Source organism: Sporanaerobacter sp. PP17-6a, assembly GCF_900095615.1.
GTDB lineage: Bacteria > Bacillota > Clostridia > Tissierellales > Acidilutibacteraceae > Acidilutibacter > Acidilutibacter cellobiosedens.
Genome location: NZ_FMIF01000046.1, coordinates 1 through 22,580 on the forward strand (window position 1 = coordinate 1; position 22,580 = coordinate 22,580).

Annotated in this window: 18 protein-coding genes and 1 other annotated feature; of the genes, 7 read left to right on the forward strand and 11 right to left on the reverse strand. The window is 30.4% G+C overall.

Going from position 1 to position 22,580, the window contains the following annotated elements; translation table 11 throughout:
- The first annotated feature begins 227 nt into the window (after nucleotides 1–227).
- On the forward strand, nucleotides 228–1,142 hold the full coding sequence (locus PP176A_RS15330; RefSeq protein WP_071141354.1) for a selenium metabolism-associated LysR family transcriptional regulator: 915 nt from the start codon (nucleotides 228–230) through the stop codon (nucleotides 1,140–1,142).
- A 114-nt stretch (nucleotides 1,143–1,256) separates the two neighbouring features.
- Here the strand turns inward: PP176A_RS15330 and PP176A_RS15335 are convergent, their stop codons facing one another.
- The 10 genes from PP176A_RS15335 to PP176A_RS15380 form a co-directional block, all read right to left on the reverse strand.
- Nucleotides 1,257–2,678 (reverse strand): aminopeptidase, encoded by a 1,422-nt coding sequence (locus PP176A_RS15335; protein ID WP_071141355.1) that lies wholly within the window; start codon nucleotides 2,676–2,678, stop codon nucleotides 1,257–1,259.
- A 14-nt stretch (nucleotides 2,679–2,692) separates the two neighbouring features.
- On the reverse strand, nucleotides 2,693–3,352 hold the full coding sequence (locus PP176A_RS15340; RefSeq protein WP_071141356.1) for a response regulator: 660 nt from the start codon (nucleotides 3,350–3,352) through the stop codon (nucleotides 2,693–2,695).
- Nucleotides 3,349–4,515 carry a sensor histidine kinase gene (locus PP176A_RS15345; RefSeq protein ID WP_071141357.1) on the reverse strand — a complete coding sequence of 389 codons (1,167 nt, stop codon included), beginning with the start codon at nucleotides 4,513–4,515 and terminating at the stop codon, nucleotides 3,349–3,351. The genes PP176A_RS15340 and PP176A_RS15345 overlap by 4 nt, the downstream gene beginning before the upstream one ends.
- 16 nt (nucleotides 4,516–4,531) lie before the next feature.
- Entirely contained in the window at nucleotides 4,532–4,990 is a 459-nt protein-coding gene (locus PP176A_RS15350) for a chemotaxis protein CheW (RefSeq protein WP_071141358.1), read from the reverse strand.
- Nucleotides 4,991–5,188: 198 nt separating this feature from the next.
- The gene (locus PP176A_RS15355) at nucleotides 5,189–5,590 is read right to left on the reverse strand and encodes a hypothetical protein (protein ID WP_071141359.1); all 402 of its coding nucleotides are present in this window, start codon (nucleotides 5,588–5,590) and stop codon (nucleotides 5,189–5,191) included.
- A complete protein-coding gene (locus PP176A_RS15360) occupies nucleotides 5,568–6,587 on the reverse strand; it encodes a LacI family DNA-binding transcriptional regulator (protein WP_071141360.1) in 1,020 nt (339 codons plus the stop codon). The genes PP176A_RS15355 and PP176A_RS15360 overlap by 23 nt, the downstream gene beginning before the upstream one ends.
- Nucleotides 6,588–6,677: 90 nt before the next feature.
- Nucleotides 6,678–12,023 (reverse strand): diguanylate cyclase, encoded by a 5,346-nt coding sequence (locus tag PP176A_RS15365; protein WP_071141361.1) that lies wholly within the window; start codon nucleotides 12,021–12,023, stop codon nucleotides 6,678–6,680.
- A 52-nt stretch (nucleotides 12,024–12,075) separates the two neighbouring features.
- Nucleotides 12,076–12,519 (reverse strand): MarR family winged helix-turn-helix transcriptional regulator, encoded by a 444-nt coding sequence (locus PP176A_RS15370; RefSeq protein ID WP_234958969.1) that lies wholly within the window; start codon nucleotides 12,517–12,519, stop codon nucleotides 12,076–12,078.
- A 125-nt stretch (nucleotides 12,520–12,644) separates the two neighbouring features.
- The gene (locus PP176A_RS15375) at nucleotides 12,645–13,532 is read right to left on the reverse strand and encodes a diacylglycerol/lipid kinase family protein (protein WP_071141362.1); all 888 of its coding nucleotides are present in this window, start codon (nucleotides 13,530–13,532) and stop codon (nucleotides 12,645–12,647) included.
- 173 nt (nucleotides 13,533–13,705) lie between these two features.
- Nucleotides 13,706–13,891 (reverse strand): hypothetical protein, encoded by a 186-nt coding sequence (locus tag PP176A_RS15380; protein WP_071141363.1) that lies wholly within the window; start codon nucleotides 13,889–13,891, stop codon nucleotides 13,706–13,708.
- 156 nt (nucleotides 13,892–14,047) lie between these two features.
- Between PP176A_RS15380 and PP176A_RS15385 the strand changes: the two genes are divergently transcribed.
- The 6 genes from PP176A_RS15385 (at nucleotide 14,048) to PP176A_RS15410 (ending at nucleotide 21,669) form a co-directional block, all read left to right on the forward strand.
- On the forward strand, nucleotides 14,048–15,805 hold the full coding sequence (locus tag PP176A_RS15385) for an ABC transporter ATP-binding protein (protein WP_071141364.1): 1,758 nt from the start codon (nucleotides 14,048–14,050) through the stop codon (nucleotides 15,803–15,805).
- A 15-nt stretch (nucleotides 15,806–15,820) separates the two neighbouring features.
- Nucleotides 15,821–17,836, forward strand: a complete 2,016-nt coding sequence (locus PP176A_RS15390) for an ABC transporter ATP-binding protein (RefSeq protein WP_071141365.1) — start codon at nucleotides 15,821–15,823, stop codon at nucleotides 17,834–17,836.
- A gap of 23 nt (nucleotides 17,837–17,859) precedes the next feature.
- A complete protein-coding gene (locus PP176A_RS15395; RefSeq protein WP_071141366.1) occupies nucleotides 17,860–18,660 on the forward strand; it encodes a histidinol-phosphatase HisJ family protein in 801 nt (266 codons plus the stop codon).
- Nucleotides 18,661–18,953: 293 nt separating this feature from the next.
- Complete coding sequence (locus PP176A_RS15400) at nucleotides 18,954–19,751, forward strand: TrmB family transcriptional regulator (RefSeq protein WP_071141367.1); 798 nt, start codon at nucleotides 18,954–18,956, stop codon at nucleotides 19,749–19,751.
- Nucleotides 19,752–19,769: 18 nt separating this feature from the next.
- Entirely contained in the window at nucleotides 19,770–20,648 is an 879-nt protein-coding gene (locus PP176A_RS15405) for a sulfite exporter TauE/SafE family protein (protein WP_071141368.1), read from the forward strand.
- Nucleotides 20,649–20,670: 22 nt separating this feature from the next.
- Nucleotides 20,671–21,669: an ornithine cyclodeaminase family protein gene (locus PP176A_RS15410; RefSeq protein ID WP_071141369.1), complete on the forward strand. Its 999-nt coding sequence runs from the start codon at nucleotides 20,671–20,673 to the stop codon at nucleotides 21,667–21,669.
- Nucleotides 21,670–21,767: 98 nt separating this feature from the next.
- Here the strand turns inward: PP176A_RS15410 and PP176A_RS15415 are convergent, their stop codons facing one another.
- Nucleotides 21,768–22,010 (reverse strand): hypothetical protein, encoded by a 243-nt coding sequence (locus PP176A_RS15415; protein WP_071141370.1) that lies wholly within the window; start codon nucleotides 22,008–22,010, stop codon nucleotides 21,768–21,770.
- Nucleotides 22,011–22,184: 174 nt separating this feature from the next.
- Nucleotides 22,185–22,437: a binding site (T-box leader), on the forward strand.
- Nucleotides 22,438–22,580: the final 143 nt, after the last annotated feature.

Genomic DNA, 22,580 nt, shown 5'->3' on the forward strand with positions numbered 1-22,580 from the left:
TTGTTGACCTTCTTACTATAGCATAAACAGCTCTCTTTGTCAAGGCCAACATTCTTTATTTTTTATGATTTACAATTGATGCTCTTTTTTGTGACAACTATTTTAATATACCAGCTTAAAATTCATTTGTCAATAGAAAATTAAATTTTATTATTATTTTTTTACTTTAAAAATATACTCATTATCTGATAATATATAATTAGAATTTGAAGAAAGCGGTGATCTTTTTGGATTTAAGACAATTAGAAACTTTCATAGAAGTTGCAAATTTGAAAAGCTTCTCAAAAGCTGCCGATAAATTGTACATTACTCAGCCCACTGTAACAAACCATATACAAAACTTAGAAAAAGAGATGAAAACTTCTCTTATAAATCGCTCTGGCAAAAATATATCATTGACTCCTTCTGGGACCATATTATATGAATATGCTATTAATATAATTAATTCATGTAAGATGGCTAAATTCAAATTAGAATCCTTCAAAGGTAAAATACAGGGACATTTAGACATCTTTTCAAGTACTATTCCCAGTAAATATGTACTTCCAAACATTGTATATAATTTTCTTTTAACATATCCTGATGTAACTTTCTCTTTAATATCCAAGGATTCTAAAAGTATTATAAAAAGTATCCTGGAAGGACAGAGCGATTTTGGAATAATAGGGACGAAACACTGTGCTAACCAATTAGAATATATTGATTTAATGGAAGATAACCTTTTTTTAATTACTCCTAACATCAAAAGGTTTTCTTGCCATAACTATTCTACATTAGAAAAAAATATACTCTTAAAAGAAAAGATAATAATGAGAGAAAAAGGTTCGGGTGTAAGAGAATTAGTAGAAAGGCAGATGGAACTAAATTTCTTAAATTTAAAGCAACTAAATATAATAGGATACGTTGAAGATACGGAAATAATAAAAAAACTTGTTTCCTTAGGAGCAGGAATAAGTTTTCTTTCGGAAATATCTGTAAAAGATGAAATTCAGCAAAAAAAAATTAAAATATTCAACATTGATGGATTCAATCTTAATAGAAAATTTTATTTTGTATACCATAAAACCAGACATCTATCACCTTTAAGCGAAGCCTTTAAAAATTTTACCTTAAATTATATAGCATCCAATATTAATAATTAGTAAAAAAATATATATAACTGAAAAAGGGGCCGGTACATAATCGGTCATTATTAGTTGTACCAGCCTTTTTATTTATTGAAATCTCAAGTATTTAAAGCATATTGGTTTCAACTTTTATTTAGACAAATAAAAATATTTATATCCCTTGTAAGTTTCATAAACGTCCCCTTTACTTACTATCTCATAAGGAGCATGCATACTCAAGACAGGAACTCCGCAATCCACTACATCCATTCCATAATTAGCTAAAATATATGCGATAGTTCCTCCTCCTCCTTGATCTGTTTTACCTAATTCTCCTGTCTGCCATACGACTTTATTTTCATCAAATATTCTGCTTACATAACCGATAAATTCTGCATTTGCATCATTAGAACCACCTTTTCCTCTTGAGCCGGTATATTTAATTAAACTAATACCATTACCAACTACGGCAGAATTGTTTTTCTCAAAAGCCTCCGGATAATTCGGATCAAATCCTGCTGCAACATCAGCAGACAACATTCTTGAATTTGATAACGTCCTTTTAAATTTAATTAAGTTTGAATCTTTACCTAAAATTTCTGCTACTGCATTTTCAAAAAATTGAGAATGCATTCCGGTGCTGCCTACACTCCCGATCTCCTCTTTATCCACAAATAAACCTACGGATGTTCTTTCCGGGATATCCATATCTAATATTGCCTTTAGAGAAGTATATGCACATACTCTATCGTCATGACCATAAGAAGATATAAGACCTCTGTCCAATCCTACGTCTCTTGCCTTGCCTGAAGGTACCGCTTCTATTTCTGCCGTCAGAAAATCAGATTCGGTTATTCCATATTTCTGGTATAAAGTATTCAATATATTAAGTTTTATTTTATTATCCAAATCCTTCTCCTTATAAGGAATACTTCCTGCAATAATATTAAGCCCTTCTCCTGCTATTCCTTCGTCAAGAGTCTTAGCCATCTGGTCTTTAGCCAAGTGAATTAATAAATCCGTTATTAGAAATACAGGGTCCTTTTCATCTTCTCCTATTTCAACTTCTATTTCTTCCCCATTCTTCTTAATTACAATTCCATGAAGAGATAAAGGAATGGAAACCCATTGATATTTCTTTATTCCGCCATAATAGTGGGTCTTAAGCAAAGCTAAATTTGAATCCTCATAAAGAGGAGCTTGCTTCAAATCAAGCCTTGGCGAATCTATATGAGAGCCGATTATATTCATTCCCTTTTCCATATCTTCCTTTCCTATGACAAAAAGTGCTACTCCCTTATTTTTATTATTAAAATAAATCTTATCTCCGGCTTTTATCTTCTTTCCAGTTTCTAATATTTTTTCTAATGGTTTAAACCCTTTTTCTTCAGCCCTTCTGATTATCTCTTTAGTTGCTTTTCTTTCAGTTTTTCCGACATTTAAAAATTCTTTATAATCCTCACCCATTTGAAAGATCTTGTTGAACTCATCTTCTTCAACATATTCCCAAGTATTTTTATGTTTTAAGAATAATTCCTCCTGAAGCATTTTCCCTTTACTCTTTTCACTCATTTAAATCCCACCTTTTATATTTTTTTTATATTATTTTTATAAGCAAATATGGCTGCTTGGATTCTATCATTTACTTTAATCTTCTTAAATATATTAGAAACATGATTTTTAACAGTTTTTTCGCTTATGTATAATTTATCTGCTATCTCTTTATTATTAATTCCTTCTGCCAAAAGGGTGAGAACCTCATATTCTCTTCTGGTTAAAGACTTAATCTTAGCTAAATCTTTATTCTCCTCTCCTTTTGAATTAATCTCATCAACAAGCATTGAAGCAATACTGGGTTGTATATAAGTCTTACCGGCATAAACGTCTTTAATAGCTTTGACCAAACTGTCCGAATCAGAATCTTTTAAAATATATCCATTTGCTCCAATTTTCATAGTCTCAAAAAGATATTCCCGAGCATCATGAATAGTTAGCATAATAATTTTAGATGTTTGTCCCATATCTTTCAATCTTCTTAATACTTCAATTCCATTTAATTTGGGCATATTTATATCCAATAATATAACATCAGGCTTACATTCTACTGCCTTCTTTATGGTCTCTTCCCCGTCTCCGGATTGAGCGATAACTTCAATATTATTTCCAAGCTCTAACAATTGCTTCAGTCCCTCTCTCATTAAAACATGATCGTCTGCTATCATCACTGTTATATTCTTACCTTTCATATGTATAGTTCCTCCTCTACAAATGGTATATAAAAATAAAGTTTCGTTCCCTTCCCTGGAGACGACTTAATTTGTAATTCACCATCTAATAATTCAATTCTTTCACGCATACTTATTAACCCAAATCCATTTTTCTTCGGCTCATATTCAATATGTTTATTATCGTAATCAAACCCAACTCCATTATCCGAAATAATTACATTTAATCTTGACTTTGCCTTCTCTATCACAATAGAACAAATACTTGCCTGAGAATGTTTTTTAACATTGGCCAGAGCTTCTTGAATTACTCTAAAAACAGCAACTCCTATAGTCGAATTAACATCGCTTATGTCGCCGATAACGTTTAACTTTACAATTATACTGTTTTCTTTCATATAATTATATATATATCTCTCCAACGTTGGCTTCAATCCTAAGTCGTCCAAAGACATAGGTCTTAAGTCATAAATTATTTTTCTTATATCTTTAAGGGTTTCTCTTACTATTGTTTTCAAATTGCTGAGTTCAACCTTTGCTCTCTCTTTATCTAAATCCTGTAACTTTTCACACAGCTCTGCCTTTATCAAAATATTTGCCATGGATTGGGCAGGCCCGTCATGAATGTCTCTTGCGACTCTTTCCCTCTCTTCTTCTTGTCCTTCGATTATTTTAATACCTAAATATTGACGTTTCCCCAAGTCATCTATAGTTAAAAGGATTTGATCGGTATTTTCTTGAAGATATTTTACTGCAACTCCAATTTTTTTATTTACATTATCTGCCTTTTTCATAATGTCAAGATTGGCCTTAAGTCTTAATTCATACTCATATCTTCTTTCCAGCAAAGTTCTTTCTTTTTCTCTTAAGAGAATGAGTTTTATTCTTAAATCATTTGCTTCTTCATAAGCATCCTTTATATCCTGCTCACTGTATATATCAAAATTTTTACTAACGGTAGCAAGTTTAAACCTGGCCTTTCTTTCTTCAATTTCAGCAAAATCTACTTCCTTGGTTGTATTATCTACCAATTTTTTTATATCCGATAATTCTTCTTCTATCCTTGTATATTCCTTTTTGATATTTTCCGATATATCAATTATTTCTTCTCTTCCTGTTTCAATAGCCTTAATTGTTTGATGAAACACATCATTGATCCTCTTTATGTTCAAAGAATCACTCATTACATACACCTCTAAACTAAATTTTCATCTGCTCTATCTCACTTTTTTCACTATCATTAAGAACTTTTTCTAAGTCGATAATAATCAAAAGTCTTTCTTCACTTAATTTTCCCACCCCTATTATATATTTTCTATCTATACTTGAAATAATATCCGGTGCAGGATCAATCTCATTGTCATTTAACCTTACCGTTTGAGATGCCTCATCTACTACAAATCCTATTTGTTTTTCGTTAAGATTAATAATAATAACTCTGGTATCAGCATTAATTTCCGTATTCTCAAGATTAAACCTCTTCTTTAAGTTAATTATAGGTATTACCTTACCTCTATAATTGATTATCCCATCAATAAACTTAGGAGTATTGGGAACTTTCACTGTTTCTTTATAAGATCCTATTTCTTTGACATTCATAATATCAATTCCATATTCTTCTTTCCCTAATTTAAAAACTACATATTGATTTTCTGACATAAATCTTCCCTCCTATTCTAAATATAATATATTTCTACATTTTTCTCATTTATCCTTCTATATAATAAATATAATCTTTAGTACCTACTATTGAAATTGTAGGGCTATTTTCCATTATTTGTAATTAAAATCAAAAATAATGAGACCCTCATTACTATTAAATATATAATTAAAAAGTACACAATGTGTACTTTTTAATTATATAAAAATAAGCATAAACAAAGACGCTAAAAAATCAATAACCCCTATTATCATAAATATCTTATTTAAAACCTTGTACAATTCTTTGCGAAATTTAAGATTGCCATGCATTCTTACCTTAGAAATAGTTTTATCATCAAATCGAGTTTGCCTTAACTCATCTATTGAAATCTCTCCTTCTGATTTTTTTACAATCTTCTTATGAAGAGACCAAGATTGTAATTCAAACACAACCCCAACTACCAAAAACACCATTGAGACTATAAAAAAATTATTACTCAACCTTGTAGAAAAACCTATTTCTTTATTGATAAATAAGGATAAGAATAGCACAACTACCATGTCTATGGATAATAATATAATTATTAATTTTTTCCTATTCTGCTTGTATTTTTCCACAGCTTTCCCTCTTCTTTATTTGAAATGGCAATTTAATATTGCCCTTATCAAACTTTTCTTCCTTAAGTTCTTTAATGATTTTTCTTATTGCCACCGCTCCAATATCGTAATAGGGTTCTTTAATCGTAGTAAGTTTAGGTCTAAGAATCTGACTTATTTTAATGTCACCGTAGCCTGCCACAGAAATATCATCAGGTACCTTTACTCCGCAATCGTAGAAATAGTTAATCAGTCCTATAGCAAGCTCGTCATGACTTAGAAATACCGCTGTAGCATCATATTTTTCTACTAAATCTTCAACTTCCTTGCCTATATCATATCCGTCTTCAATGCTGCATCCTTTTGCAAAACAGATTAATTCGTCTCCCTCTCCAAATTCATCAATGGCCTTTTTATATCCTTCAATTTTGAACTTTTCCAATGAATATTCTTCGTTTTCATGAGTGCTGACATAAATAATATTTTTATGTCCCAAACTGATTAAATAATTAGTCATCTCATAACTTGCATCTAAATCGTCTATGGATACCGTAAGGACATTTTCCATATAGAAATACTTATTCAAATACACAAATGGTATGTTCTGTTGATCTATTTGTTCTTTAACTTTTTCGTTTATTATTTCGGATATTAATATTATTCCTTCCACCTGTTTCCTGTTTAATAGCTGAATAAATTTTAGCTCCGTCTCCTTATCTCCATAGCTGCTGCACAGCAATATATCATAATTATACATCTTACCTACTTCTTCAATTCCTCTAATTATCTGAGCTACATAGGAATTCCCTATATCAGTGGCAATCACACCTATCAAGAAAGATTTTTTAGTCACTAATGTTCTAGCCACCTCATTAGGTTTATATCCCAGCTCATCAATAACCTCCAAGACTCTTTTCCTTACCTCGGGACTCACTGGTTTTGAATCATTTATAACTCTGGATACTGTTGATATAGAAACTTCCGCCATTTTAGCCACATCTTTAATTGTTGCTGACATTTTCAATCCTCCTATTCATAGGTGTATTAATTATCTTTAATTATTTGTTAAATTATATCACAATTAAAAGTATATATGCAAATAAATAACTCAATTAAGCAAAGGCGAAAATATGCTGCATATAGCTTTAATAAAATTATAACTGTTATAGTCGAACTCTTTCTCTTTAAGGGAAACCGACAAATATACAATACCTTTCATTATACCTTTATAAATCAATGGAAATACAACTATTGACTTCCAATTAGGTACCCCTGATAAAGCATCCACATCTCCTATATCTTCCCAATCAATTAAAAATTCACCTTTTTTGCTCTCTATAGTTTTCTTCAATATTCCCTTATTATAATAAGGAAGCCTTGAAAATCCTTTCGTAAATCTTTTACGAGAATAAGATTTTTCTATTTCTCCTGAATCGCTTAATGTAAATAAAATAATATTCTCTGCTGATAATATTTCCATAGTCCTCCCTAGAAATTCATAAATTTTATTTCTCAAAGAATTATCCTTTCTTAAAAGATCTACCATATCCATTAATGCCAATACGTTTCTTTGATCTTGAACGGTATTGCCGGTAACTATTCCAGCTAATCTATCTACCCTTTCAAAAGAATTAACAATATTGGAATTCCAGGCTTCTATCCTGTTTCTCCCATTTTCTTTAGCACAATACAAAGCTTGATCTGCTTCTTCGATTAATTCTTCTTTAAACTGACTATGATCTGGAAATATCGATATTCCTATGCTTACTGTTAAAAGGCAACTTGAATTTTCAATATTTAACTCCTCTATCTTTTTTCTTAATTTTTCTGCAACTTCCTTTGCATCCTTTTCTGAAGTGTTTTGAAGAATTACTATGAATTCCTCACCTCCATATCTTGCAACTATATCAGTAGAACGAACATTTTGAACTAATGTATTGCCTATTTTCGATAGTGCTTCATCTCCTTTTCTATGTCCATAAGTATCGTTTATATCCTTAAACTTATCTATATCAATCATAAGTAAAGCAAATCTTTCTCCGTTTATTTTAACATTATACATTATATCATTAATTATAATATCAAAATACTTTCTGGTATAGGTATTGGTCATAGCATCAATGGTAGACATTATCTTTAAATTGTAATTCTCCAAATTCATAAAAACCAAATATGATAATAAATCTGCAACCTGATACCTTTCATAATCAAACCTATTAAATAGTTTATCTGTTTGTAGATAAATATATCCTATTATTTTTTCATTTTTAAGGTTATGTTTTCTTCTATCTTTATGGACGAAATTATTTATATAACCATTAGGCTTATACACCGGCACACATATAAAGGCCTTATTTTCTTTCGAGAGCGATTCCGTAAAAAATTTCTTTTTGAGCTCTTTGGGAGTATTTTTAATTATAACCCCAGTACTATTTTCCCCGATTATCTTTAAAATATTTTCGTCTATAATATCCGAATCCTTGGAATTTAAGCTGACAACCAAAGAAAGGTCTTTATTTTTTTCATCATAGGAAAATATAAATCCCTTTTGAGCAATAGTTTTTTCTGCTAAGTATTCCAATATTAAATGAAGATTCTCTTTATAATTATCGGTAAAATTTACTATTAAATCTTCTAAATTTTTTATTTTATTTGTAAATTGTAAATCTGTACTGTTCCCCAACATTTTTCTAAGACAATCATTATCTATTAGTTCAGATATTTTTTCAAATTCAAAATATTTTTCAATAGAATCTTCCTTTTCTAAATCTTCTAAACATATATAAGGTATATCTTTCTTAAAAATTTCCTTAAATATGCTTTTCATTTTTTGTTTAATTTCATTTCCCCTATTGATTTTGATATATTGAATTTGAAATTTTTTATCAGGTATTCTTATAGTTAGCCTATAAAGAGCATCTAAAGTTTCAGTATAAAATTTCAATGATTTATAATAATCTCCAAGTTGATAAAATTTATCTGCGATAATAAAATTCCCGTAAAATTCAAAATACAGTATATCATTATTTTTCATTTCATTTTCCAAATACATAAGTTTAGAACTGTCCCCATTATTCCCATCAAGATAATATAATAGTAAATTTCTAATGAAATCCAGGGAATCCTTATGATATTTTTGAACTAAGTCCTCATCTTCTTTTAATAAATCATAAGCATAATCAAGATCCCCTTCTAAAATTGCAATAGTGGAAAACTGAAGCAGGGCTTTTCTTCTGTCAAAATTATACTTTCTCTTTCTAAATTCTTTTCTTATTTCTTCTATATGTTCTTTGTCAAATTTTGACTGTTCATAGTATTTAATTAATATTATTCTAATTTTCGATAGAAGATAATCTCTCATGTCAAATTCCTTACACATCTGTATGGCTCTGTATGTATTCTTCAACGATTTTTTCCACATGCCAAAGGTATAATAGAATTCTCCCATGAAATTAAAATATTGACCTAAGGCCTCTTTTTCTTTGTTAGGGTTTTTGATATATCCTTGTTGCAGTTCTCTGTAACAATTATAGCATAGACCGTATTCTCCCGTTGTTAAATATATATTCCCCAAATTTATGTTGGAAAGAAACAACATGTTTCCATTTTCAATATTCTCAGCTATTTCTTTAGTTTTTCTGATATACTTTTTCCCGTTTTCATAATCATGATTTCCAATATAGATTTCACCAACATTATTCAGAAAAGTCATTTCCAAATCTAAATCTCCAATTTTTCTGCTTATATTCAAGCCTTTATTATAGTATTCAATCGCTTTATCTATATCTCCATAATACTCAATATATACATTTGCCATATTATTTAACGGTTTTATAAACTCCACATAGTCCTCCGTTCTTTCGAAATATTCTATACTCTTAAGAAAATTTTTTTCCGCTTTTTCCATATTTCCCGAATAATAATCGATGATTCCTAACAAATTATAAAAATATCCTATGCTCTTTTCTGCTTTTTCTCTTTCGGAAATCTCCAACCCTGCTAATAGCTCTTTCGAAGCACTGTCATAATTGCCTTTATATATTTCAATCTTACTTAATGAAATGATCGAATTGAGTAATCCTTCAATATCATTTACATCTTTTGCAATGTTCTTTGCGGAAAAGGAATATTTAAAGGCTGAATCCAGGTCATTTTTCTTATAATAAATTTGTGCTATTGAATTCTTACTATCAACAATATATTTCACAGAGTTATATTGTTCCGCCTCTTCAAGCAATTGTTTATAAACTTTTAGTGCTTTTTCATTCTGATATCTTAATATATAAAGTCTGCCAATGCTTTCCAATACCTGAAGTTTTCTTTCATCTTTTCTATCTTTTAATAAATCATATGCTTTCTCCCAGAATAAAACAGACTGAGAATTTAACAAAGACTCCATTTCCTTAGCATAATTAATTGTATAATCAATAGCCTTGTCCATTTGATCCGATTGTATTAAATGATATATGAGTTCTTCCAAATCTATATTTTTATTATTCTTATATTCTTCTTCTAATATGACCGCAGATTTTTTGTGTAGCTCCTTTTTTTGTATTGGATCTATAGAATAATATATCATCTTTTTTAATTTTAAATCATATACGATATAACTGTATCCCCAATCTCCAACCCTTTCATCCACAAAATCTGCCTTTACCAGCTTATCAACTATCTCATTTAATCTATTTACGTCCATATTCACCATTTTAATAATACCGTTTTTAGAAATTGGATTATTAAATATTGAAATAATTTTAAGTACTTGGAGAGAATCATCGTCAAGGGAGTTCAATTGTTTTTTTAATGTATTGTCAAAACTGACAGGCAGATAAACTTCCGAATAAGTCTTGTTTATCAAGTCCCAATTGCCTCTTTCATTTATCCTCAATTCTCCCTTGGAACAAAGATCATAAAGTATCAATTCAATAAACCTCGGACTACCTAAGGTTTCCTTAAGAAGGCTGGCCGAAAAATTTAAAGGTTTAAAACTCATTCCCAAAATATATTGAACTAATTCTCCTATTTCTTGTAGCCCCAATTTAGATAACTTTATATCTTCAATATAACCTTTAGCTCTCCATTCTTCCAAAAATTTGGATACATTTGAATCAGAAATTTTGTCTCCGCTGTCGGACAGTATAAATGCTATGGAAAACTCCTTAGGACTTTTTAAAATATAATCAATAATCGTTAAAGTTTCTATATCACTATAATGAATATTATCGATCACTATATTTAAGGATTTAATTTTAGATAAACCATCCATTAAATTTAATAATCTGTCATAAAGTCTAAATTTATCCTCGTTTTCTCCCAAAGAGGGAGTCGGAACTATATCTTTTGCAAGGTTTAACTCCGGCAATATTTTTACCAGTTCTCCACCGTATTTATCTAATAATAACTTAGGAATACCCTTTATTGCTTGTCTCAATATATCTCTAATTACTTTAAAGCTTTCATTTTCCTTTTTGGTAATATAACTGTTATATACATCTATTCCTTTAATTTTCAAGCGATAAGATACTTCCTTTAAAAACCGAGTTTTCCCCACTCCCGGCTCTCCACTCACTAACACAATCTTCTTGTTACATCTTCTGCCATGATAATCTCCACAAATTTGTAGAACCCGTTTTAATTCCTCACTTTGCCCAACCATCTTAGTTTTAAAATTAATGGTTTCCCTTTCTTTTCTTAAATCATATTCATATCTTATATGAAAAGCAGAAGAAAGTTTATTTACAATATGTGATAAATTAATATCCTTTCCATCCTTGTTACTTTCAACTAAATTATCATATACATTCTCTATAACTTGAAACTGTCCCTTCTCTAAAATTTCATCGGGAAACAAATATTTGATTATCATTCCTAAAAAATAAAAATCAGTTTTTATATCCTTAGATTTTTCTTTCAACAGAGTTTCCGATAAAATAAACTGATTAGTATTTTTGCCATATTCATTCTCTAAATTGTCTTCAAAGGTTGATATCAAATTTCGTAACTTAATTTCACGATTTTTCAATACATAAATATTTTCGGGATTCAAAGACTTATATATTATTCCCCTAAAATGCAAGAAATTCAAAACTGCACAGAGCTGAATAAGAATAAACACCTTGTCTTTAACGGACAATTCATCTCGTATCTGAGCTAAAGTTGAAGCATCTATATACTCGCTTACATAATAATATTTATTTATATTAACCGTACTTCTGTCTACTGTTCTGCAAATATCAAATTGCTCACAACTTAAAAGATACTTATGTTTAATGCTGGAAATAAAAATAAAATTTTCAGTTAAATAGTCAATGAGTTTTCCATGTTCTTCATAATTAAAAAATTTTAAAAATTTCTTTTCTTCATTATTCCATAAGTCCTCAACTATGTATACATCATCTTTAGTACTATGATGTAATACAGTCACTATCTTGAATCTGTTATTAATAAATTTCATAGCTTCATTCCCCTTTAAAATCAAAATACCAAGTTTTAAAATAACTATAACGTTACTCTTCCCTAATAGCGTTATATAATATTTTTAGACATTCTTTTAATTTTGTTTTATCTTCTTTATTGAAGCTTCCAAGTTGTTCTTGCAGATATTCTCTCCTCTTCTCAAGAACTTTTTGAACCAATTCATTCCCCAGAGGCATAACTTCTATCCTTACAATCCTTTTATCCCTTAAATCCTTCCTCCTTTCCACAAGTTTATTTTTTTCCATCCTGTCAATCAAATCCGTTATTGTACTGCAGGCAAGAGCCATTTTCTGACTTAATTCTCCTATAGTCAAACTTTCTTCTTCATGTATTAATATTTGAAGAGCAGTAAATTGAGGAATAGTTATATTAATATCATTAAGAATTTCTCTCCCCTTTAATCTTACTATACAGTTGATTTTCCTCAGATACCTTTCAATTTCCATTACATCTTCTTCACAATTATTATTCAAAAAAATCTCCTCCAAAGTCCCGCTTTTAACATTTCTTTAATAAGAATTTTATAATGTCCTAACCTTTAAGTCAATATAATAATACCATAAATAAATAAAATTCTGACAATAAAATTGTCAGAGTTTTATTTAATAAATATTCTAAAGCTATTTGGCAGTACTTCAAATGTTGCGGGAAGTTTCCCTCCATATTCCCCGTCTATATCTATAGGTATACCTTCTTCTGTGAAAACGGATATCTTTTTAGTCTTAAAATACCTAACATTAGGATGATTTATATGGTCACCGCTAAATATATTTATAAATATCGAAACTAAATCCTGTATGTCCGATTTTTGGATGATAATACAATCCAAATATCCGTCACAGACTTCCGCCTTGGGAGCAAGCCTTTTAAACCCTCCTATTGAAGAACTATTAGATATCATAAACAACAATATATCTTCTGCTCCGTTATACTCCTCACTTTCAAATTTTACTTTTATAGGTTCAAATTTCTGCCTTGGTATCTCTTTTAATCCCTCTAAATAATATGCCATCCTTCCAAGAACCGCTTTGGTTTCCGATTGAACTTGATAGCCTACATTAGTCAATAAACCACTTGCAGCTACATTCATAAAGTATTCATCATTAACTCTTCCTAAATCCACATCTATCGTTTTACCTTTTCTTATCATTTCAAAAAAATCCCATCCGCTTTTAGGCAGCCCCATATGATTGGCAAAGTCATTAACCGTTCCTGCGGCCAATATAGCCACGGGTATTTTCTTTTTCCCCAAAACTATTCCCTTTGCAACCTCATTCACTGTTCCATCTCCGCCACATACAACTATTATATCCCAATCTTCTTTACAGGACTTAATCGTTTCCTTGGTGGCATCACCTTTTTCTTCAGTGACAAACTTTCCAACTATGTATCCATTGTCAATAAGAAATTTACATATATGATCCAACTTTCTGTTAATTAACTGTCTTCCTGAAGATGGATTAAATATTATTTTAACTTTTTTCATGAATATCAGCCTTTCTAATTTTTTCTTATCACTCCAAGGAAATATTTCATAATTATATAATTATAATTATACACTTTGTTTACTTTTTTAACATATAAATTTATAATAACCATATCAAAACTTCTTTCAAATAATTAAGAAGTTCTTAAACAGCAGAACTTCTTAAATTGATCTTAATTCATTCTTTTAAGTATATCTTGAAGGGCTCGAGCTTGAAGACCGCAGTCTTCCGCAAAACTTTTAAAAGTTTGAACTAATTCCTTATCTTCAACTTTCTTAGAATACATCTCATAATCTCTGACCATTTCCTGAGCGTCTAATATTTTCTTTTTAAGCATTTCTTTTGTATTTAGCTCCATAAATTCACCTCCAATAAACTATTATTAGTTTTTCATCAAATATTATTTTTATGTGAATGATTTTTTTACTTTAAAACTTATTTTTTTCAATTATAATAGTTAGTATAAAGTTTATTTAGAGAGTCAAAGTAAAAGTTGAGGGGGAATGACATTATAATGAAAAGTTTTTTGGTACTTAAAGATTTTTTTATCAAAAATAAATGGAAATATTTTCTTGGAGTAATATGGTTAATAATCATTGATATAGTCCAGCTAATAGTTCCGCAGATACTAAGAATAGTTACAAATCTTCTGCAAAATAATCTGCTTACATTCAATGAATTAATTAAATATAGCTTATATATTATTTTAACAGGACTTATAATCGCGGTTGGAAGATATTATTGGAGAATATACCTACAAGGCACTGCGAGAACTTTAGAATATTATTTGAGAAATAAATTATTCAGGCATCTCCTCACTCTTTCAACGAATTATTTCAATACTCATAAAACCGGAGACCTTATGGCCCATGCAACTAACGATATTAACTCAGTAAGGATGGCATTAGGGCAAGGAGTGGTAATGATTGTAGATGCGGTTTTCATGACTTTTTTTTCAGTAATAATGATGATTCATACCACAAATTTAAAATTAACTTTAGTTGCTATTTCTACTTTGCCTTTTATTGCTATTGTAGTAGGTAAATTCGGTAAAATAATTCACAAAAGATTTATAAAAGTCCAAGAGGCGTTTTCCGATCTTACAGATACCGCTCAGGAAAATTTCGCGGGAATTAGAGTAATTAAGTCATTCGTACAGGAAGAAAATGAAATTAAAAAATTTTCGGTAGTCAATAATAGCAATTTATCCAAAAATCTAAGTCTCGTAAAAATTTCCGGAATATTTCACCCTTTAGTTCAATTTATGTCTTCAATAAGTTTTTTGATTGTTCTCTGGTACGGAGGAATATTGGTTATAAGAGATGATATCTCCCTTGGAGATTTTGTGGCTTTTAATTCATATTTAAGTTCAATGGTATGGCCCATGATGGCAACAGGCTGGGTAATCAACTTATTTCAGAGAGGAGCCGCATCTATGGACAGGCTCAATATAATCTTTGAAGAAAAACCTGAAATTACGGATTCAAAGGATGCAATAGATATAAAAAATATGAAGGGAGAAATTGAATTTAAAAATGTATCCTTCAAATATCCCCATTCCGAAAATTATGCTGTTAAAAATTTAAATTTTAAAATACCTTCAGACCATAGTTTAGCAATCGTCGGAAGAACGGGAAGCGGAAAATCAACCATAGTAAGCTTGCTTCTGAGGCTTTATGATATAGATGAAGGAGAAATACTAATAGACGGAATTAATATTAAAGATATGACTATAAAATCTTTAAGGGAAAATATAGGGTATGTTCCACAGGAAAATTTTCTCTTTTCCGATTCCATTATAAATAATATTGCTTTTTCCTTTGAAGAAGAAGAAAAATATAATGAAGATTTAATTTATAATGCTTCAAGAACTGCTGAAGTATATGACAATATAATAGAATTCCCAAATAAATTTGAGACGGTGCTCGGGGAAAGAGGAGTAACTCTTTCGGGAGGTCAAAAACAAAGAGTATCAATTGCCAGAGCAATTATAAAGGATTCTTCCGTATTAATACTTGACGACAGTCTCTCCAGTGTAGATACCGATACGGAAGAAAGAATATTATCTAATTTAAGAGAAGTAATTAAAAAAAGAACTACTATAATCATAAGTCATAGAATATCAACTATTAAAGATTCAGATGAAATTCTTGTAATTGATGAAGGAGAAATTGTTGCAAGAGGAAATCATGATTCTTTAGTAAAACAAGACGGAATATATAAAGATCTTTATGAAAAACAACTTCTTGAAGAAAAAATACAAAAAAATTAATTCGGAGGGGAAAACATGGAACATAACAATAACGATGAAATATTGGGAAAAGCCTATGACTCTAAACTTATGAAAAGGCTTCTTAGTTATGCAAAACCCTATTGGCATTATATGACGATATGTATAATACTAATGATATTCATAACAGGACTTGAGCTTGCAAGGCCTTACCTTTTGAAAATTACAATTGACGACTATATAAACGGTTATAAAAAACCAATATATGTCTTTGACATAAATTCAGGTAAAAAAGGTACTATATTTAACAATAAAATCTATGTAAGGGAAAACAATCTTTCAGAAAGGGAAAGACTTCAACATGATGATAATGACATAAAAGTCATTACTAAATACAAGGGAAACTATTATATCGCCGATAAAAATGAAACAGATATAAAAAAGGGAGTCCTTTTATCTCATGAAGATTTTATGAAGTTCAGGCAAGAGGATATTGACGGATTAAAACTTATCGGTATGGTGTTTCTATTTGTAATATTAGGAGCGTTTGTTTTAAACTATGTTCAAGTATATCTTCTTAACTGGACAAGTCAAAAAATTATTTTTAACATAAGGAGGGATTTGTTCTCACATATTCAAAAAATGAGTTTAAAGTACTTTGATAAAAATCCTGTGGGAAGACTCGTTACCAGAGTTACAAACGATACGGAAACATTAAATGAAATGTACACCGATGTATTGGTTTATCTGTTCAAGGATATATTTATTCTTTTCGGGATAGCAATTATAATGCTCCAAATGAACTACAAATTAGCTATTTTGTCCTTCGCTTTGGTTCCGTTTATAGTGTTGGTTTCGATTATATTCAGAAATAGTATAAGAGACGTATATCGAATAGGCCGAATACAGCTCGCTAAAATAAATGCCAGACTAAATGAAAATTTTACAGGAATGAAAACTATTCATATATTTAAAAAAGAAAAGAAGATATTCAATCAATTTGATATCATCAATACAGATTATTTAAATACTGCAAAAAGAGAAATAAAAATTTATGCTTTATTCAGGCCTGCAATTGAAATAATCCGTTCTCTCGGAATCGCGGCTTTAGTATATTTTGGAGGAAGAAGAGTAATTTCAGGTCAGGTTGAATTTGGCGTTTTATATGCTTTTATCGATTATCTGCAAAGATTCTTCGAGCCCATATTGGATTTAACAGAAAAATATAATATACTTCAATCGGCAATGGCATCCAGTGAAAGAATATTCGGCATATTAGATGAAGAAGAACAAATTAAAAATCCTTTAGAACCCATACCAATAACAAATTTCAAAGGGAAAATAGAATTTAAAAATGTGTGGTTTGCTTATGAAGATGAAAATTGGATATTAAAAGATGTAAGCTTCACTATCAATCCCGGAGAAGCTGTCGCCTTCGTAGGAGCCACGGGAGCAGGAAAATCTTCAATTATAAGCCTTATGTCAAGATTTTATGATATTCAAAAGGGAGAAATACTTATTGATGGAATTAACATTAAGGATTATAATAAATATGAGTTGAGAAAAAAAATAGGAGTAGTCCTTCAAGATGTTTTCCTTTTTACAGGAAATATAAAAAACAACATAAGGCTTGACGATAATAATATTTCCGATGAAGAAGTAATTGAAGCGGCTAAATATGTAAATGCCGATCATTTTATAAAAAAGCTTCCCCAAAAATACGACGAACTTGTAATGGAAAGAGGCGCTACTCTTTCGGCAGGAGAAAGACAACTTCTTGCTTTTGCCAGAGCTTTGGTATTCAAACCTGATGTGCTTATACTTGATGAAGCCACATCAAATATTGACACAGAAACCGAAATATTAATACAAGATGCTCTTAAAAAATTAATAAAAGGCAGAACTACCATAGCAGTTGCCCACAGGCTATCAACCATTCAAAATTCCGACAAAATAATAGTCCTTCATAAAGGCAGAATAGTTGAAATGGGTAATCATCAAGAACTGCTTCAAAACGAAGGAATGTACTATGATTTATACAGGCTTCAATATAAAGAAAGCTATCAAGCTTAATAAACTTTAGGAGTGCTTAATTTATGTATGATTTTCATATCCACAGCGATTTTTCCATAGATTCAAAATATTCAATGGAAGATATGGTCACGGAAGCAATAAATAAAAATATGAAATCCATATGCTTTACAGACCATGTAGAATTTGAAGTTACAGAAAAAAAACTGGATCTTGCTTTTAATACAAAGGATTATTTTAGAAAAATCAATCAAGTTAAATACAAGTATATGAATAAAATTGAAATATTATGTGGCGTTGAACTTGGGATGAAACCCCATTTATACAAAAAATACAATGAATTCATATCACAAAATCCTTTTGATTTCGTGTTGATGTCCATGCATTCTATCGAAGGAAAGGACATGTATTTAGACAATTATCTCAAAGATATAAAGCCAATTGAAGGATTAGTTAAATATTATGAATCCTTGTATGAATGTGTATTAAATTATAATGATTATGATGTATTGGGGCATCTTGATGTAGTTGACAGATATTTCCCGGAAAATACTCAGCTGCCTCCTCCAAAGGAATACATGTATTTGATAGAAGATATATTAAAATTAGTTATAAAAAATGGGAAAGGTATTGAGCTTAATACTTCGGGAATGAGATACCACCTTAAATATTTTCATCCTAAGACTGAATTGCTTAAGTTGTATAAATCTCTCGGAGGAGAAATAATAACAATGGGTTCCGACGCTCATGAACCCGCTTTTTTAAACTATAAATACAAAGAAGGAGAAAAACTTTTAAAAGAATTGGGATTTAAATATATCTTTCTTTTTAAAGAAAGAAAAAAATTCCCCATACACATAAGCTGAGATTAATTCAAGGAGCTGTTTTTATGTAGGAAGTATCTACATGAGGGCAGCTTCTTTATTGTTAAAATAAATTTCAAATACTTATTTACAAATACAATTTTCTTTAATATAATAGTAACTGATAGTAACTACTATCTACAGCAAAAAAATTGTACTGCAGACAATTTTTTATCTTGGTTTGTTAAAAATAGCACAATGTTAATCACCGAATTTAATATTGTCTTTATATTCTCATCATGGGATAATTGAATAAATTATATATAAAATTTATCTTAGGAGGGCAATATAGAAGTATGAAAAATTTAATTCCATTGATGAAAAAGTTCAATTTTACAGAATATGAAACAAAGGTATATGTAACTTTGCTAAAGGTAGGTCCGTCGACAGGATATGAAATCAGTAAACAGTCTTCTGTACCACGTTCAAGAGTATACAATATTTTAGAAACTTTAATTCAAAAAGGAATTGTATTGGAAGCACAAACCAATCCGATCTTATATAGTGCTATCCCAATCAACGAATTTAAGGAAAACATAAGCCGAAATGTTTCAAGTTCTCTTGAAGAAATAGATAACTATTTAGTTCAATATGAAAAAAATACGGATTCAGAAGCATTATGGAATATCGATGGATTTCAAAATATTTTAAACAAAAGTAAGTACTTAATCCAATATGCAAAAGAGGAAGTTTTGATTCAAATATGGCAGGAAGATTTAGATAAGGAAATGGTTCAGCTCTTACAAAAAACTAATCAACGCCTCAAAAAATTCGTATTAATTTTATTTAGTGAAACTCAACAGTATGATCTACCTTTTGACCACTATTACAAACATGGTTTTGAAAAAGACAAACTTAAAGAAATGGGAAGCAGATGGATATCAGTAGTAATTGACGAAAAGGAAATGATCTTTGGCTCTATTTCAAGCAAAGTTAACGGAGAAGCTGTATGGACAAAAAATCATTCAATGGTATTTCTTGCAAGGGAACATATTGTTCATGATGCATATTGCCTAAATATAATACAGCATTTAGATGAAAAAACAAAGAAAGAATTTGGTGATGACTTAGAAAAAATAAGAAAAATATATTAACCTTAGGAGGAAAATATTATGGTTAAAGTTATTTTAATATTAATTGTAATAGTTAATCTATCATTTCTAATTTCCTTTGTGATAGATCTTTTCAAAAACAAAAAAGAAATATCAAAAGAGCCGGGAAATAATATAGTTCTAGCCATTACATCTTTTATTATCTTTTTATTATCTACTTTTGGAATTTCGGATTTTGCAATCTCCACAGTTCTTTATCGTAAATTAAAATGGGTTTCAGACAAAAAATTACCGGGGACATTAAATACCCAATGTGTTATCCCTGTTGCGGTTATGGCCCTTTCTTATATTTCTGTTATTAAAGTAAGTATTGTAACATTAGCAGTATGTATTGTTGCCCAGGTTATCGGCGCATTCATAGGCCCCCGTTTTGTAGTTAAGTTACCTGAAAGAACCATTCGAATATTTATAGGAATCGGATTAATTATAGCTTCCCTATTGATATTAGCAGGGAAATTCAATTTGATTCCTTCAGGAGGCACGGCTACGGAACTGACAGGTGCAAAGCTCATTATAGCTGCTATACTGTTATTTATATATGGGGCACTAAATAATATCGGGATTGGGTCCTATGCTTTAACTATGGCAACAGTATATGCTTTAGGTCTAAATCCGGCTGTTTCATTCCCAATTATGATGGGCGCCTGCACTTTTTCCGTTCCCGTTGGAAGTATGCAGTTTATTAGATTTGGTCAATACAGCCGTAAAATTACATTATTTACGTCGACCTTCGGTATTATCGGGGTATTGATAGCCGTTTATTTTGTAAAATCCTTAAATATATCAATGTTGCAATGGCTCATTGTCATAGTATTGCTTTACAGCTCAATTAGTATGCTTTATTCAGAATTAAAATCCGCCAATCCGGATGTTAAATAAATTAAAAAATGGAGGACTGATTATGTTAATTTTGACAAAAGAGGATATTCAATCAATTTTTTCTATGAGAGATGCTATCAAAGCAGATAAAGAAGCTCTAAAACTTTATTCTCAAGGCAAAAGTTTCGTACCATTACGTACAAATATAGATATCCCGGAAGCAGAAGGCCAGAGCTTGTATATGCCTGCTTATGTAGGCGGAGATAATATAAAAGCTCTGGGGCTCAAAATTGTTTCTGTTTATCCCCATAATGTTGAAAGAGGATTACCTAATGTTCCGGCTACTATGGTAGTATTGGATCCCCAAACAGGTATTGTGGCTGCTATTATGGAAGGTACTTTTATTACACAATTGCGCACCGGAGCTATTCAAGGAGCTGCTACAGAAATTCTTTCCAATGAGAATTCAAAGATTGGAGCACTATTCGGAACCGGAGGGCAAGCTCAAAGTCAATTGGAAGCAATGCTTACAGTTCGTAATTTAACGGAAGTTCGTGTCTTTGATATTAATTATGAAAAAGCCCTTGATTTCTCAAAAAAGATGAATGAACATTTCAGTAATTTCGGTACTCGAATAATAGCTGTAAAAAACGCTGATGAAGCTGTAATTGATGCAGATATTGTTACAACTGTTACAACTTCCAAAATGCCTGTTTTTAACGGAAAATTGATAAAATCCGGTGCTCATATAAACGGTATAGGTGCCTATACTCCCGAAATGCATGAACTGCCACCTGAAATTGTCCTAAGAGCAAACAAAGTTATCTTCGACACTGTGTCAGGAGTTCTATCTGAAGCCGGAGATTTAATCTCTCCACTTAAAGATGGAATTGTAACAAGGGACCACTACCAAGGAGAACTTGGAGAAGTAATATTAGGTAAAATTAAGGGACGAGAAAATCCTAATGAAATAACTTTGTTTAAGACCGTAGGTTCCGCCATTTTAGATGTAGTGGTGGGAGAAAAAATATACAAAAAAGCTGTGGAAACAGGAATAGGCAAAAATGTAGAACTCTCTTAACGAAAAAGTATTTTTAATATAAAGATAGGTTCTGTATAATACAGAACCTATCTTTATATTATCCTCCCTACCCCATTCTTAAATTTTATTGATACCCTCTAAATTTCCACTCTTCCTATCCCAACTATTTTATCTTTTCCGCAACTCGGGCAACAAAAAAGATGTGTACATTCATCTTCCGCTACCCCGTCTTCTGTATGGGAAATATCATCTAACAAATAAGGGCTATAATTATCTAAATAATTAACTACAGGACCGTTATCCGACATATCTCTGCCACAGTCGGGACAGCTTATTTCTATTTCATATAACCCATTACATAATGGGCATACTCTTTTCAATTAAATCACCTCTCCAGTAAAGATAATTTTTAATCAATATCCAAAAAACACCATTTAATATGATATATATTTTTATCATAAGTTGTCACGATTATTAATTTATTATAAAACTTTAAAATTTTTATTGACAAAATATAATATTTGAAATAGTATATACCATGAAAATAAAAATTGTTAAATGCTGTGATAAGAAATAGTAGCATAAAATAAAAGCTGAAAGAGAAAAATCTTCATAGGCTGAAAAAGATTTTAAGCATAATTTTATGTGAATGCATCTTTGAGCACTGTCTCGAAATAAAGTAGACGACAGCGGTTACGCCCGATAGAAACGTTAAGGTATGTTTGTGCCGATAAAAACGAGTTATTATATACTTATATTATATATAATAATTAGAGTGGAACCGTGGAATTTACTTCCGCCTCTAAGAAATAGAGGCGGAAGTTTTTGTTTTTTGTATATAAGTCTTCAAATTTAAAGGAGGTGTACTTATGAATTCAATACAATATTTCAACACTGTAGCTAAAAAATGGAATGTAATACGAAGTGAATACTTTGAGGAACGACTAAAC